General features: G+C 64.5%; 10 protein-coding genes and 1 pseudogene. 9 read left to right on the plus strand and 2 right to left on the minus strand.

Annotation, left to right across the window (positions count from 1 at the left end):
- Window positions 1-30 precede the first annotated feature (30 nt).
- Window positions 31-816, minus strand: coding sequence for a response regulator transcription factor (locus ACZZ0O_RS12615; RefSeq protein WP_115561606.1), 786 nt, complete (start codon window positions 814-816; stop codon window positions 31-33).
- A gap of 901 nt (window positions 817-1,717) precedes the next feature.
- Here ACZZ0O_RS12615 and ACZZ0O_RS12620 point away from each other — a divergent pair.
- The 3 genes from ACZZ0O_RS12620 to ACZZ0O_RS12630 all read left to right on the plus strand — a co-directional run bounded on the left by ACZZ0O_RS12620 (window position 1,718) and on the right by ACZZ0O_RS12630 (window position 7,514).
- Entirely contained in the window at window positions 1,718-3,073 is a 1,356-nt protein-coding gene (locus ACZZ0O_RS12620) for a helix-turn-helix transcriptional regulator (RefSeq protein WP_463590917.1), read from the plus strand.
- Window positions 3,074-3,296: 223 nt separating this feature from the next.
- Window positions 3,297-5,165, plus strand: a complete 1,869-nt coding sequence (locus tag ACZZ0O_RS12625) for an ATP-binding protein (RefSeq protein ID WP_463590918.1) — start codon at window positions 3,297-3,299, stop codon at window positions 5,163-5,165.
- A gap of 24 nt (window positions 5,166-5,189) precedes the next feature.
- Window positions 5,190-7,514: a tetratricopeptide repeat protein gene (locus ACZZ0O_RS12630; RefSeq protein WP_115561607.1), complete on the plus strand. Its 2,325-nt coding sequence runs from the start codon at window positions 5,190-5,192 to the stop codon at window positions 7,512-7,514.
- Between the two features lie 188 nt (window positions 7,515-7,702).
- On the opposite strand, the gene ACZZ0O_RS12635 is transcribed toward ACZZ0O_RS12630, so the two are convergent.
- The gene (locus ACZZ0O_RS12635) at window positions 7,703-8,803 is read right to left on the minus strand and encodes an NADH:flavin oxidoreductase/NADH oxidase (protein WP_463590919.1); all 1,101 of its coding nucleotides are present in this window, start codon (window positions 8,801-8,803) and stop codon (window positions 7,703-7,705) included.
- A gap of 615 nt (window positions 8,804-9,418) precedes the next feature.
- On the opposite strand from ACZZ0O_RS12635, the gene ACZZ0O_RS12640 reads away from it, so the two are divergent.
- The 6 genes and pseudogenes from ACZZ0O_RS12640 (at window position 9,419) to ACZZ0O_RS12665 (ending at window position 14,843) form a co-directional block, all read left to right on the plus strand.
- On the plus strand, window positions 9,419-10,261 hold the full coding sequence (locus tag ACZZ0O_RS12640; RefSeq protein ID WP_463590920.1) for an STAS domain-containing protein: 843 nt from the start codon (window positions 9,419-9,421) through the stop codon (window positions 10,259-10,261).
- A 1-nt stretch (window position 10,262) separates the two neighbouring features.
- Complete coding sequence (locus tag ACZZ0O_RS12645; protein ID WP_463590921.1) at window positions 10,263-10,625, plus strand: STAS domain-containing protein; 363 nt, start codon at window positions 10,263-10,265, stop codon at window positions 10,623-10,625.
- A complete protein-coding gene (locus ACZZ0O_RS12650; RefSeq protein WP_115527336.1) occupies window positions 10,625-11,023 on the plus strand; it encodes an ATP-binding protein in 399 nt (132 codons plus the stop codon). Before ACZZ0O_RS12645 ends, ACZZ0O_RS12650 begins: the two co-directional genes overlap by 1 nt.
- A pseudogene (locus tag ACZZ0O_RS12655) lies at window positions 11,014-12,026 on the plus strand (ATP-binding protein). The gene ACZZ0O_RS12650 and the pseudogene ACZZ0O_RS12655 overlap by 10 nt, the downstream one beginning before the upstream one ends.
- Window positions 12,023-12,898, plus strand: coding sequence for a sensor histidine kinase (locus tag ACZZ0O_RS12660; protein ID WP_115553280.1), 876 nt, complete (start codon window positions 12,023-12,025; stop codon window positions 12,896-12,898). The pseudogene ACZZ0O_RS12655 and the gene ACZZ0O_RS12660 overlap by 4 nt, the downstream one beginning before the upstream one ends.
- Entirely contained in the window at window positions 12,888-14,843 is a 1,956-nt protein-coding gene (locus tag ACZZ0O_RS12665) for a response regulator (protein WP_463590922.1), read from the plus strand. The genes ACZZ0O_RS12660 and ACZZ0O_RS12665 overlap by 11 nt, the downstream gene beginning before the upstream one ends.
- The last annotated feature ends 136 nt before the right edge of the window (window positions 14,844-14,979 follow it).

Raw genomic sequence — 14,979 nt, forward strand, 5'->3', positions numbered from 1 at the left:
ATCAGTCTGGCCTGATCCCGAAAGCAGCGTTCAGCAGGCGGCGGCGTGATGTCCGGTACTCGAACTCACGCTTTTGCCAAGCATTGGCGGGTCCCTGTCCTGCAGCGCGAGCTCCAGCTTGTAGCCATGCGAATACACGGTTCTGATGCGCACCACTCCACTGTGGTTGCACAGCTGCAATTTCTTGCGCAGCTTGTAGATGTGTTGCTCCATCGTGCGATCGGTGAACTCGGTGTGGCTACCCCAGACCGCCTTGGCGAGCTGGCAGCGGCGGAAACAGACGCCGGGGCTGGAAAACAGCATCCAGGCAATCGAGAACTCGCGCGCGGTGAGTACGATCGGCTTGCCGTGCAGATAGACGGTGTTTTCTTCGCGTATCAGCTGATACGGGCCGACGGTGAGGTGCTGCGATTCCTGGCAGGTCTGGGGTGCAGGGGCAATCGCCAATGCCGCGCGCACCTGTAGCTCACAGGAATTGAATGGGAGCGCTAACACTTCTTGTGCGCCGGCTTGGTACCAGGCCAGGATGTCGTCAGGGCAGTCGAAACGTCCCAGCACGATCAGCGGCGTGGGATGACCGCTGTGGCAGCGCTGCCAGGCCAGGACCGAGCTATCGTCCGAGGCGACGCAGGTCGCATCAAAAATCAGCAGTTCGCAGGGCGAATGCCGCAAGGAGCGCAACAGCTCCAGCTCATCGGAAAACACTGCAAATTGCGGCCCCAGCGGGGCGAGGCTCGCGTTGACCTGCGATGCCAGACGCGCGTCCTGCGTCAACAGGAAAGCCGATCCATGCTTGCCGGGAGGATTACCGTGCATCAGCCAGCCTTCCCATGACGGCACACGTACCAGTCGTGCGTGCGGTGCCGATCACGGGCCGCAGGCGTCGCCACAAAATCCACAGAGAGAGATAAGTGCATTGCCATACCATCCGGCTGCGAAGGGGGGAGGGTCTGACCGAGGTCGGACGAATGGTATGTACCATTCCAGCGGCAGAAAGTTTCACCGCTACGCACTTTTCTTCGGGTTTGGGTCGGTGCGCTTTAGCTTGCGCTCATCTATAAGCAACGCAGCTCTTACATCTTGGGTATGTATAAGCCTATGCATGCATATCCACGCGCCGTGTTTGGACATGTTTGTCCGGATGGGCAGTAGAAAATTGGTTTGGAAAGGTCTAGACCAAGGTATTGCGATTACGGCGAACCCGCCGCGCTTAGGGAATAGGTTCACCTGGGCAGGTAACACGAAAGTTACTTTCGTTATGAGCGGGACGTGCCCGCAGCTGCGTGGCTACAGTGCGCCTGTCGCGCATGCCGAAATCGACTCAAACACCCCATAATCCGCATCGAGGCCGTGCGTTGGCAGACGTTACAGGACGCCGCTGCGCTATCCGGGCGCAGCGCGACGTCCGTACGTGTTCGGATGGTGGGAAATGTCCTGCGCTAGACAATGCGCACGCTCTGCAGAAAAGAATGCCGCATATGCAAAACGCACGGCAGAAGCGTTGGAAGACAGAGTGAGGTTTTTTGATTTTTGCGGTGCTTGCAGGTGGGAAATTCCATTGGATCCGCTGCATACAATCGTTTGCGCCAGTGAGAGCTGCGCATTGTTTGTTTTTGCTCGTCCCCCCAAGAGAGAGCCCGGCATGATCCTTTCAACCTACTTCGCAGCGATTTCTGCGTTGTCTTACGCAGATCGTCTTCCTACCTATACAAGCAGGATGCTGGTTGGTGCCTGGCCGCAAGGTCTGCAACATCTTCAACAACGCCGTGATAGCCAGGGAACACCCGATGGCCCCGACGATGAGGTCAGCCTGCTGGGCGCCAGCGGCGATGCCCTATTGATTCTCGAATACCAGGAAGAAGCCGAAGATGCATACCGCCATGCGCTGAAGGCAATGCGCGGCCAACAGCGGCAGCTGCGGCTGCTCTCGTGCCGCAATACCGCCTGGTTGATGCTGAGCCAGCGTCGTCTGAGTGCGGCGTTGAACTGCTTCGCGCAGCTTGCGATGGACCGCGATACGCCGGCCTGCCTATGCGGCGAAGGTCTGCTTGGCAAGGCGCTGACCCACTTTCACCTTGGCCAGAGTACGTTGGCCCTGCAGACGCTGGAGCGTGCGCGCGAGTCGCTGTCCGAGCTGGAAACCGGTGCCTCGGACTGGTTACGCGTTGCCACCGCGCTGCGCCTGGACATGATTGCGCAGCTGCGTATCCGTCGTGCCGACCGCATGAGCGACCACGTGTTCTGGCAGGCCACGTTGCGCCAGGAAGACGCCGCGCATGCCTTCGAGCCCAGCGAACTGCGCGCCTGTATCGCCGATCTGGCCGAGAGCATGCCGGTGCTGGCGCAGCGGATGCGCCACGTGCGCAACCTGCTGCGGATCGCTGGCGGCGACACCTTTGGGTTCGACGCGCAGATCGATGCGCTGCCGGCCGCGGCAACCGGCTGCCCGCCCTGCGCGCGGCAGGATGCGCAGGTGGAGCTGGCATTGGCTGCACTGGCGGTAGGCCGCGCCGATCTGGCCGAGCGTGCCCTGGCCGGGGCCGGCCGGCATCACGCGCCGCGCTGGAATCTGGAGTTCGAGTACTGCCAGGCCAAGATCAGCCAGGCGCTGGGCCGTACCGAACAGGCCCTGCTGCTGTACAACCGCTACGCGCTGGGTGCGGTGCAATGCCTGCGCAGCGAAGTGCAGGCACCGCGTCTGCTGGAAAGCGGCACCCCGGCGCACGTCAGCGACGATATCTCCGCGCGCCTGCCGGCCAAGTACCGCCGTGCCTACGGCTACATGATCACCAATGCCCACCGCTCGGACCTGTCGATCAATGAAGTGGCCGCGCAGATCGGTGTGACCGGGCGTGCCTTGCAGCAGGCGTTCAAGTCGGCCACCGGGCTGTCGCCGACCCAGGTGCTGCGGCGTTATCGCATGCAGAGCATCCGCGACGAGCTGCTGGCCGAAGGCGGCTGCGGCAGCGTGTTGCAGGCGGCCAGCCGCTGGGGCGTTGGCAGTCGTTCAGCGCTGGCCAAAGGCTATCGCCAGCACTTCAATGAAGCGCCGATGGAAACCCTGCAACGTTAGCCGACAGCGCCACGGCCCGGCATGTACGCCGGGCCGTGGCGCGTCGTTTCCGACGACTGGATACGGGCTGGTCGCGGGACGTACGCAGCTGTACGCACGCTGGCACAGAAGCCGAAGTGAGACGTGCGTCCAGGATGGCTTGCGGCTATCCTTGCCGGCTCGCACTGCCACCCAGGAGGCGCGTCCGAGGACGGGCGTGGCCGCCAAGGAAACGACGACGATCATGCAAGATCATATCTCCGAGGCGACGGACGCCTCACAGATCCGCCGCGCCGGCGTCGATCTCAATGGACTGATGTCCGTTCTCAGCAAGCATCTGTATTCCACGCCGGTGGTCGCCCTGCGCGAGCTGGTGCAGAACGCGCACGACTCAATCCTGCGGCGCCGCCTGGAACAGCCCGATTGGCAAGGCGAAGCGCGCATCCATGTGCATGCCGATCCGGCGCAGGGCATCGTGCGCATTACCGATACCGGGGCCGGGCTCACCCAGCAGGAAATTCACGATTATCTGGCCACCGTAGGCGTGGGTTACACCCGTGGGCTGCGCCAGGGAGGCCACGAAGATAGCGGCCTGATCGGGATGTTCGGGCTGGGTTTCTTGTCGGCCTTCGTACTGGCGCGACGCGTCACCGTGCGCACCACCTCGTACCAGAGCCCGACGCTGGGTCATTGCTATATCTCCAGCAATGCCGAGCAATACACAGTCAGCCCGATCCCGGCGCGCGCGCAGGTGGGCACCGAGGTGGTGCTGGAATTGCACGACCAGTATCTGTCGTTGGCGCAGGACGCGCGCCTGCACGAGATTCTGTCGCGCTACTGCGCCTTGTTGCGCGAGTTGATCTGGGTCGGTGCCGATGCGCAGCCGATCAATCCGGAGCCGCCGCCGTGGCGCATGGACGACGCAGTGCCGCTGCATCCGGTGCAGGCATGGCGCCGGCAACGCGAGTTTGCGGCGCGCTTCGAACGCAATTTCGAACCGCTGTGCTGCATGCCGGTGCGTGCCGCCGACGGCAGCGATGCGGTCGGCCTGTTATGGGTGCAGGACGGGGCCACCTACGGCACCAGCGACAACCGCAATCTGTCGGTGTTTTTGCGCGGCATGTTGCTGGACGACAATGCGCGCGAATTGCTGCCGCCGTGGGCCGGTTTCATCGGCGGGGTGATCGAATCCAACCGTTTGACGCCGACTGCGAGCCGCGAGGATCTGCAGCGCGATACGGTCTATAGCTCGGTGCAGCACGCCTTGTCCGAAGCCCTGGTGCAGGGCCTGGCGGAGGTGGCGCGGCAACAGCCCGAAGCCTGGCGTCGCATTCTGTTGCGGCATAACGAGGCCTTGTTGGGTGCGGCGCTGTGCGATGAGCGTCTGTTCGACTTGCTGCTGGAACATGTGCGCGTGCCGACCTCGCAAGGCGATCTGCCGGCCCAGCAGCTACCGGCGCGTGGCGCGGTGCATGTGATCCTGGATAGCGACAGCGGTTTCGAAGAAATGTTGTTCCGCGCGATGGGCGTGCCGGTGGCGTATGGAAACCGCTACGCGGTAGTGCCGTTTCTGCGTCGATGGGCGCAGGCCAAGGGCGTGCGCCTGGTCGAGCTGGGCACCGAGCATGGCAACCGCCAGTTGTTCCATCTCGATACGTTGCCGGCCGACGAACTGGCGTGGCTGGAACAGCATCTGGGCGATGGCGAAGCGCTGGTGCCGGCGCGTTTCAGCCCCGAAGAGCTACCGCTGGTGGTGGTGCCCGACCGCGAGGCGGAACTCAAACGCCGGCTGGAGCAGGACGAAAACGACAAGCGGGTGTCGACTGCAGCGCTGCGGCTGGCGCGGCAGTTCACTGCGCGGATCGAAGCGCGCCAGACCCAGCGGTTGTATCTCAATCTCGACAATCCCGCGCTGCAGGCATTGCTGGCCGCACAACGTGCCGGCAACCCGCAGGCCGCGGTCGCCGCGCGCTTGCTGCGCTCGCTCAAGGTGATTGTCTCTGCGCAAGGGCGCGCGCAGCCGCAGGCGGGTGGCGCGGAGTCGGGCGGTTCGGATCTCAACAAGGCCTTCGGCGATCTTGCCGAGGCCGTGACCCAATTGCTGGCGCGCTGAGCGCCGCACTCAAGGAACAACGCAATGGAAATCTGGAACTGGGTGGAGAAGCTGCAGGACGACCTGGGCGAAGCCGGGCAGCCGCAGAATGCGCAGCTGCTGACACGCCTGACCGACCATATCTGCGATCTGCAGATCGAGCGTGCCGAAGCGTTGTTGCCCGAGGCGCGTGCGCTGGGCAAGACGCTGGCCAACCCCTGGCTGGAGGTGTTCGTCGGCCATTGGGAAATGCGCAACCGGGTCGGGAATCTATGCGAAGGCGAGCGCGCGCTGGGCGATGCGGTGGCACTGTTCGAGCGCGCGCATCGCGCCGATGCGGTGGAGTGCCCGCAATCGGTGTGTGTCACCCAGGATCTGGCGGCGTGCTACGCCAACATCGATGGCCCGGGCTGGGTGGAAGAGCGCATCGAGGTCTGCGATGAAACCCTGGGCCGCATCGACCCGAGTTGGTCGTGCTACCAGTGCCTGAGCTGCGAAAAAGCCGACGCCCTGCTCGACGACGGCCGTGGCGACGCGGCGCTGAGCTATCTGGAGCAGCAGTCGCAGACCATCGTGGCGCACGGCGGCCAGATCTACGACGGCGTGCCGGACATGCGGATCTCGATCCTGCTGTCGTTGGGGCGTGCAGCCGATGCCCTGGCGCTAATCGAACAGCGCGAAGTCGAGGCCGCGCGCGAAGGCGCGGAGTGGGCCAACTGCAGTCAGCCGCGTCGTCTGCAGAAGGCACGCGCGCTGGCGCTGTTGCAGCGCGATGACGAAGCGATGGACGCGTTGCTGCCGTGGCGCGAAGTGGCGCCGCGCTATCGCCTGCATTGGCTGCGCGCGGTGGCGGTGCTGACGTCACGCGCACCCGAGCGCAACACCTGGGATCTGGGCAGCCGCCTGCAGGTCATGCTGGATCATTACGCGCAGGTCGGTGCGCATCGCATCCTGATCGAGGCCGCCGAGCTCGCGATGGATCTGGCGCTGCAGCGCGGTGCGGTGTGGACCGCACGCCGGCATCTTGCACTGGCGCGCGCGCATGCGCCCAAGTTGCGGCAGGACCGTGGCGCCACGCAGGCGCTGGATGGGTGGGCTGCGCGCATCGCATCCGCATCGGCGGGCGAGGACGCGCCTGTACCTGCGGCGCAGTTGCTGGAATGGTTGAACGCGCAGGGCGAAGAGGCGGTGCGCAATCCCGAGCGCGAAGCGCAATGGTTGCTGCAGGCGGTGGCCGAGCGTCCGGACGATGCCGAGCTGGTCGATACCGCGGCGTCGGCATTGAGTGCCTGCGCGGCAGACGAGCAGGCGATCACGCTGTTGTGGGATTTCGTGCAGCGGCATGCCGACCGCGAAACCAGCCCCACTTTCCGCCTGATGAATCTGTTGCTTGGCCGCGGCGATGACGCTGGCGTGCGCCGACTGGCGTTGCTGTATCGCCCGCAGGTACCGGTGGCGGCGCTGTGGTGCGAGGCCCAGCTTGCGCAACGGTTGGGCGATTGGCCGGCGCTGGAACAGGCTTGTACCGCGCTACTGGAGCTCTCGCCGGGCTCGCACGGCGCGCGCGGGTTGCTGGCGCGCATGTATCTCAACACCGGCCGCTTTGCCGAAGCGGCCGACGTCTACCGCCAACTGATCGCGCTGATGGACGAGCCGCGTTCGGCGCATTGGGACCATATGACCGCTGCCAGTGCCGCGCAGGACTGGGATGCGGTGCGGGTGTCGGCAGCCGCGATCGGTATGGAGCTGAGCAGCACCAGCGGGGTTGTCGAAGAAGACTGGGGCTGGGTGATCGTGCGGTGTGTGGACGACGGCGAAGTGGGCGAGTACTACGCGCGTCGCACCGGTCCGGTGACCGCGCGCATCATCGAAAACGCACCGGCCCACCGCCGTCAGCATGTCGGCGACTGGGTCGTGTTCGATGCGGAGCTGCTGTATCCGGCGCCGGAGGACGAGGCCGAGCGTGCGCGGTTCGTACCGACCTATGCGCAGGTGCATGTGCTGCAGACAGGTGGCTATGGCAGCAGCTGGCTGGTGGACGGCGTCCACCCTGGCGACGAGGTGATTGAGGCGCTGCGTGCAGATATGGAAACGCGCGGCTGGAAGGCGTGGCTGCATAGTCGCGACGACTATCGCGTGGTCGACCCGGAGCACCCGGATGCATTCGACCCGGAGGATGCGACGTCCGGACTGCCAGGCGTGTTGTTCACCGTGGCGCTTCCGGAAAACGTCGCGCCGCAGGAACTGCATCGCGTGCTGCGGTGCACGACCTCGCGCTGGTCGCATCCGATGTGCTGGCTGCGGTTGGCCGAAGCCTGCGAGCAGGACACGCGCCCGCATCTGGAGGCGGTGGAGCGCTACGGGCTTTAGAGCGGCTGACGCCGCAGGGATTAGGAATTCGGGATTGGCGTGCTGTTCTGTGCGCCGTCCGTGCAGTCTGCGCGGACGTGCGAGGTAGCGTTCCCTCCCGTGCTTGCAACGATCGTGGCGGGGCGGGGTATGTCTTTGCTTGAGCAAGACGTTGCCGCGTTGGCGGCAACGTCGCAGTCCGCGTGTGATCAGCTGCGGTTGCCGTAGCGCTCCAGCCAATGCGCGTATGACGGCGGCAGCACCCAGGACGGACGCGCTTCGCCCAGTGCCAGTGCCGCCTGGTACGGCCAATGCGGGTTGGCCAGGTGCGCGCGTCCGACCATCACCAGCTCCATCTGCCCATCGGCGACAACGCGGTTGGCTTCGATGGGGTCGTCGATGTTCCAGGACGAGGCGACCGGCAATTGCGCCTCGCGGCTGACGCGTTCGGCGATCGGTGCCAGCAACGCCGGGCCCCATGGAATCTGCGCATTCGGCGTGCTGAAGCCCATGCTGACGTTCAACAGATCCAGGCCGCTGCGCTTGAACTCGCGGGTCAAGTCGATCGCTTCGGACAAGGTTTGTTCGTCGCGGCCGTCGAACTCGATGACACCGAAGCGTGCGGTGAGCGGCAGATGTTCCGGCCACACCGCGCGCACGGCCTGCAGCGTTTCCAGTAGAAAGCGCGCGCGGCCTTCGGCGCTGCCACCGTAGCGATCCTCACGGTGGTTGGCGTGCACCGAGAAGAAACTCTGCGCCAGATAGCCGTGGGCGAAGTGCAGTTCCAGCCACTTGAAGCCTGCATCGCGTGCACGTTGCGCGGCGGCGACAAAATCGCCACGCACGCGGGCGATGTCGTCCAGCGTCATCGCCCGCGGCAGTTTGGACAGGCCGCCACCGAAGGCGACTGCGGACGGCGACAACGTGTCCCAGCCGCGCGCATCGCCGTCGGCGATATGGTCGTCGCCTTCCCACGGTGCGTTGGCGCTGGCCTTGCGGCCGGCATGACCGATCTGAATGCCGGGCACCGCACCTGCTGCGGTGATCGAGGCGGCAATGCGTGCCAGTCCATCGGCCTGCGCGTCGTTCCACAAGCCGAGACAGCCTGGGGTAATGCGACCTTCTGGCGACACGCCGGTCGCCTCGACGATGACCAGCCCGGCGCCACCGCGCGCCATGCTGGCGTAGTGGACCTGATGCCAATCGTTGGTAAAGCCGTCGATGGCGGTGTATTGGCACATCGGCGGGATCGCGATGCGATTGCGCAGCGCGACATCCTTGAGCTGGTAAGGCGAAAAAAGCGACGACATTGCGGGGAGGGAACCTTGGAAAAAGCGGTTGGCGATCAGACCACGCCGACGGCCGGATCAAAACACTGCCAGTAGCACACCGCGTTGCAGCGGCTTGGGGGGGCACCGCTGAGGCCGGTAGCGGTTGCTTGAGTGCCAGGGCGTGGTGGGTGCAGAAGCAAAGGCAGATGCGTGGCGCAATGGCGCCACGTGCGCGCTCCCGGCGCGTGCGCGCACACGCAAGACCTGCGCGACAACGCGCAGCGACCGTAGCCGCGCGCGACATGCCGCTTGCAAGAGACCGGTACTCGCCGTTGCTCAGTCACGTGTCTCAGCAACCAATCACACACATGCAGTCCGCGCCTGCGCACTCCCGACCAACACCAAGCACCCTAATGCCGATTCCCAATTCCCAATTCCCAATTCCAACGACGTGTCCCGGTGCACGTTCGGGGCTTGCGCTGCAATGTCAAACTGCCGCCAGTAGCGTCCTCTGACTGCTACAGGTTTGGTCGCTGGTTGCCGAATCTGAATTGCTTTACTCTGCTGCGCATCGGCGTGGGGGCGCCGCGTCAGTCATGGCGCCGGCCAGCCCGCATGCCCAGTATCTCCTTCTTAACTTTGGCGGGTGATCTCATGGTGGCATTGCAGCAACGCTCAATCGACGCGATCCGTGACCAGGAAGCGGCGTTGTTGGCCACATGGCTGGACGCAGGCCTCGGCAACGATGCGCGCATCTCCCGGCAGGATCTGCAGGCCCAGGGCGCGGACTTTCTACGGCTGTTGGTCGGCTCGTTGAAGGACGACGGTAGTCGTCTGGACAGTGCCGAGTGGAGCGAAGTGCGTCGCTTCCTGGAAAATCTGTCGCGCGACCGCGCTACCCGCGGCTTCGATTCGCAGGAAACCGCCAACTTCATCTTTTCGCTCAAGCGCGTGCTGTTCGAGCTGGTGCAGCGCGAATACGCCAGCACGCCGGAAGACCTCGCCCAGCAGCTGTGGGCGCTGTCCGAGCTGCTGGACCGCCTGGGGCTGTACACCGTCAAGGCATTCCAGAAGACCCGCGAAGACATCATCGTGCGGCAGCAGGAAGAAATGCTGGAGCTGTCCACGCCGGTGGTGAAGTTGTGGGACGGCGTGCTGGCATTGCCGATGATCGGCACGCTGGATTCGCAGCGCACCCAGGTGGTGATGGAATCGCTGCTGCAGCGCATCGTCGACACCGGCTCGGAGATCGCCATCATCGACATCACCGGCGTGCCTACCGTGGACACGCTGGTGGCGCAGCATTTGCTCAAGACCGTCACCGCGATCCGGCTGATGGGCGCCGATGCCATCATCAGCGGCGTGCGCCCGCAGATTGCGCAGACCATCGTGCATCTCGGCCTGGATCTGCAGGGCATCGTGACCAAGGCCAACCTGTCCGATGCGCTGGCGCTGGCGCTCAAGCGCACCGGTGTGATCGTGAGCAAGGCGAGCTGACATGGAGCGCATCCCGATCCTGCGGATGGGCGATTTGTTGCTGGTCACCATCCAGGTGGACATGCACGACCAGCTCGCGCTGCAGCTGCAGGAAGACTTGTCGGAAAAGATCAGCGTCACCTCCGCGCGTGGGGTGCTGATCGACATCTCCGCACTGGACATCGTCGACTCGTTCATCGGCCGCATGATCAGCACCATCTCCGGGCTGGCGACGCTGATGGGGGCTCGCACCGTGGTGGTGGGCATGCAACCGGCGGTGGCGATCACCCTTGTGGAACTGGGACTGACCTTGCCAGCGGTGCGTACTGCGCTCAACGTCGAACGCGGCATGCGTCTGTTGCAGCAACCCGATCACGACTCGTGATGGCGACCACGGGCTCGCAAACGGTACGTACCGAACAGGATGTGGTGCTGGCCCGGCAGACCGTGCGCAAGTTGGCGGTGCAGTGCGGCCTGCGGCTGGTGGACCAGACCAAGCTGATCACCGCGGCCAGCGAATTGGCGCGCAACACCGTGATCTACGGTCGCGGCGGCGACATGGACTGGGCGCTGCTGGAAAGCGGCATCCGCAAGGGCGTGCAGCTGACCTTCCGCGACGAAGGCCCGGGCATCCCCAATCTGGATCTTGCGCTGACTGACGGCTGGACCTCCGGCAGCGGGCTGGGGCTCGGCCTGTCGGGCAGCCGTCGCCTGGTGGATGATTTTGTGTTGGACACTGCCGCTGGCAAGGGCACGCGCGTCACCATCACCAAATGGAAGTGACCCTCGCCGGTGAGCTGACCCGCGCGTTTCGCGTCGACGAAACCAGCCAGGTCGGACAAGCGCGTCGCGAAGCAGCGGCGCTGGCGCAGACGCTGGCCTTCGATGAAGCCGCATGCGGGCGCGTCGCCCTGGTGGCTACCGAACTTGCCACCAATATGGTCAAGCATGGGCGTGGCGGCTGCCTGCAGTTGTCGCGCGCTGCGCCACGCGCGAAGGCATGGGCGTGGAAATCTGCGCCATCGACGATGGCCCCGGGTTTGCGCTCGAAGACGGTCTGCGCGATGGCTATTCCACTGTCGGCACACCCGGCACAGGTCTGGGTGCGATCCAGCGTCAGGCGCAGGTGCTGGACGCGTATTCGGATTCAAAAGGCGCCATCGTGATGGCGCGGTTGTTTGCGCAACAACGCGCCGAACTGGATCTGCCGTATGGCGCGGTGCGTGTGCCGCTGCACAACGAAACGGTCTGCGGCGATGCCTGGCAGTTGGCGATCCGCGAACAGCGGGCGACGGTCGTGCTGATCGACGGCCTGGGCCACGGGCCGGATGCCGCTGATGCTGCCGATGTCGGCACGCGCGTTGCGGCGGCGGCCAGTGGCGAGCCTGGCGAACTGATCGCGCAGCTGCATGCTGGCATGTCAGGAACGCGCGGCGGTGCGGCGGCAGTGATGCAGTTCGACAGCCGTACCGGCCAGGTGCGCTTTGCCGGTGTGGGCAATATCGTTGCATCGCTCTGTGATGGCGATGGAATGCGCGGCATGCCTTCGCATCCAGGCATCGTCGGGGTGCAGTTTCGCAAGGCGCAGCCGTTCGACTTCCCGAATGCGGCCGGCAAACTGCTGGTGATGCATAGCGATGGCCTGCAAACGCGCTGGAATTTGCGCGATCACCCGGCGCTATTGGCGCGCCACCCGCGTATTGTTGCTGCGGTGCTGTTGCGCGATTACGCGCGCGGCCGCGACGATGCATGCGTGTTCGTCATGCGGTTGGGAGGCATGCAATGACTTCATCCGATGATGCATCGGCGATCGACCCGATGGCCGAACTGCACGCGTTGCGGCAGCAGAACCAGGCCTTGCGCGAAGAGTTGGAAGAAACCAACCAGGGTGTGTTGGCGTTGTACGCCGAGCTCGACCAGCAGGCCGAACAGCTGCGCGGCGTGTCCGAGCTCAAGAGCCGGTTTTTGTCGTACATGAGCCACGAGTTCCGCACGCCGCTCAGTTCGATCCTGAGTATCACCCGGTTGCTGGAAGACGGTATGGATGGGCCGCTCAATGCCGAACAGGTCAAGCAGGTGCGTTTTGTCAGCACTTCGGCGCGCGAGCTCACCGACATGGTCGACGACCTGCTGGACCTGGCCAAGATCGAAGCTGGCCGCATCACCATCTCGCCAGGCTGGTTCTGTCTGATGGATCTGTTTTCGACATTGCGCGGGATGTTCGGTCCGCTCACTGGCGCCAGCGGTACCGACCTGATCTTCGAAGATCCGCCGGTGTTGCCGATGCTCTACACCGACGACAAGAAGCTGGCGCAGATCCTGCGCAACTTCATTTCCAATGCGCTCAAATTCACCCCGCAAGGCCAGGTGCGGGTGCTGGCGCAGTTGGAAGGTGACAGCCACGTGCGCTTCAGCGTGCAGGACACCGGTATTGGTATCGCGCCCGAGCTTCACGATGCTTTGTTCGAAGATTTTGTACAGGTGGACTCGCCGCTGCAGAAGCGCCTGACCGGCACCGGGCTGGGGTTGGCGATCTGCAAGCGGTTTGCCGAATTGCTTGGCGGACGGGTAGGCATCAACAGCGTGGTCGGGCAAGGCTCGGAATTTTTTGTGGTCCTGCCGGTGACGCTGGCAGCGGAGAAGGCACTTGAGCAGTAAGCAGCACATTCTGGTCGTCGATGACAACGCGGTGACGCGCTATTCGGTGCGGCGCGTGCTCGAACATCACCGTTTTGTGGTCGACGAAGCCGGCACCGGTACCGAAGGCCTGAGCAAGCTGGCGACGCAGACATTTGCCGGTGTGGTGCTGGACGTCAACCTGCCGGACATGAGCGGCTTCGACATCGTGCGCAGCTTGCGCGCCGAGCCGCGCACCGCGTTGTTGCCGGTGGTACACGTGTCTGCCGCATCGATCGCCACCGGCGACATGATCACCGGCCTGGATGCCGGCGCCGATGCGTACCTGATCCATCCGGTCGACCCCAATGTGCTGGTCGCCACCTTGCGTACCCTGTTGCGCGCGCGCAATGCCGAAGAAGCGTTGCGGGTCAGCGAGGCCCGCTTCCGCGAGATCTTCGAGCACATCAGCGCGCCGATCGCGGTGGTCGATGCCGCCCTGCACACGCACGAACTCAACGCGGCGTTTCAGCGCCTGATCGGCGACGCCACGCCGGGCGATGCGATCCATGCCGCCGGGCTGGATCAAACGGCCACCGTGCAGGCGCTGACCAGCGCATTGGCGCAGCGCGAGCGCTGGAGCGGCACGCTGTCGATCCTGCGCGATGGCAAGCTGTGCGAAACCGAATGGCGGGTGTCGCCGTACCGCGAGCCGGATCTGGGCCTGCTGATGGTGGAAGACGTCACCGAGCGGCGCGAGCGCGAGCGCGAGCAGCGCCAGGAGCTGGATACCGCCACCACCGAACTGGCGCACCAGATCGCCGAACGCCAGCGCACCGAAATCCAGCTGCTGCAGGCGCAAAAAATGGAAGCGCTGGGCAAGCTCACCGGCGGTATCGCGCACGACTTCAACAATCTGTTGACCAGCATCATTTCCGGCCTGGACATGATCCAGCTGGCGGTGGAATCCAACCGTATCGAACGTGTGCCGCGCCTGGCCGAAATTGCCACCGGCTCTGCGCATCGTGCTGCAGCGCTGACCCAGCGCATGCTCGCCTTTGCACGCAAGCAATCGCTGGATGCGCAGCCGTTCGACGTCAATCTGCGCGTGCGTTCGCTCGAAGACATGCTGCAACGCTCGATCGGCGAGAACATCGCCTTGGAGCTGGAGCTTGCCGATACCTCGCTGGTGGCCATTGCCGATGCCAACCAGCTCGAGAACGTGGTGCTCAACCTGGTGATCAACGCCCGCGACGCCTTGCGCGGGCAGGGCACGATCTGTGTGCAGACCGCGGCCTACACCGCGCACAACGACCCGGAACTGGACGATGGCGAGTACGTGGCGGTCAACGTCATCGACAATGGCAGCGGCATCGAACCGGCGGTTCTCAATCAGGTGTTCGAGCCGTTTTTCACCACCAAACCCATCGGCGAAGGGACCGGCCTTGGGTTGTCGATGACTTATGGCTTTGCGCGCCAATCCGGCGGTACTGCGCGTATCACCAGTGCGATCGGCAAGGGCACCACGGTGGCGTTGTTGTTGCCGCGCGGGTTGTCGGCGAGCGCGTTGCCGCCGGCACCGGCGCCGACAACGCCACGGGCGCGCAACGCGCGCATCCTGCTGGTGGACGACACCGACGTGGTGCGCATGATGGTGAGCGAAGTGCTCAGCGACGCCGGCTATGAAGTGATCGAAGCTGAAGATGCCATCGGCGCACTGGAGCAGTTACGTACCGATGTGCAGATCGATCTGCTGGTGTCCGATGTCGGCCTGCCGGGCATGAACGGGCGCGACATGGCCGACGTGGCGCGTACGTTGCGCCCGGGGTTGCCGATTCTGTTCATCACCGGCTACGCCGAAAACGCGATCACCCGGCAGGAGTTCCTGGCCGACGGCATGGCCTTGCTGCCCAAGCCCTTCAGCCTCAACGATCTGCTCAATACGGTGGGGCAGATGCTCGACAGCAGCGTGCTTGCGCGCGCGTAAAGCGCAGTGATTTGTTTGCATGTTGGTGTGGGTGGATGCGACGTCGGATACGACGACGCTGCGGCATGACGCTGCTGTTGCGGCACTAGATGCGATAAGTCGCATCCGCAGTAGCGCGTTCGATCAGGCCTGCGCC

Source organism: Xanthomonas sp. AC360 (genome assembly GCF_979258225.1).